The organism is Paenibacillus sp. 01T422 (assembly GCF_056398785.1).
In genome coordinates, this window is sequence record NZ_JBFTQB010001570.1 from 1 (window position 1) to 548 (window position 548).

At 44.9% G+C, this 548-nt stretch carries 1 protein-coding gene; it reads right to left on the reverse strand.

All coding sequences use genetic code 11. From position 1 onward, the window contains the following. Positions 1-92: 92 nt before the first annotated feature. The coding region (locus AC1DUA_RS40220) for a dockerin type I domain-containing protein (protein WP_477504963.1) at positions 93-548 on the reverse strand (456 nt) is incomplete at its 5' end.

The following is a 548-nucleotide window of genomic DNA, read 5'->3' on the forward strand; positions in this document are numbered from 1 at the left end:
TTCTTATCATTGTGATCACCTCCAAGTTTTTTCCATGGGAAAAATCGGGAGGAAGACGTTTGCCGCCCGCCATCCTCCCGACATGTAAAATTTTAATTTAAAATTTTTCTGGCAATGATCGCAAGATCTGCGATATCAATTTGGCCATCACCATTCAAATCTGCTTTTTTGTACAAGTTCCAATTAGCATCCCGATCATTTTTGCCATAATAAGAAGCCACAATAGCCAAGTCACCGATGGTAAACTTATCGTCACCATTCATATCCTCTGGCACGCGTGTATTCACTGATGCAAGGAAGCCTTGCAGAGCTGAGTTCAGTTCTGTCACAGCTTGATCTACTTGAGATTGCGTAGATGCTGCGTCACTTGCGATCTGACTAGCTGCGTGAATCGCCGCCTGCAGAAGTGCTTTAGCGCCTGCAGGATACTCGCCGGTTTTGGTGCCTTCCACGGCTGCATCATGCGTCGATTGTGCTTCTGCTATCAAAGAATTAAGTGCTGCTTTATCCACTGTGCTATTGATTGCGTTTTTGAACGTTTGCAAAGC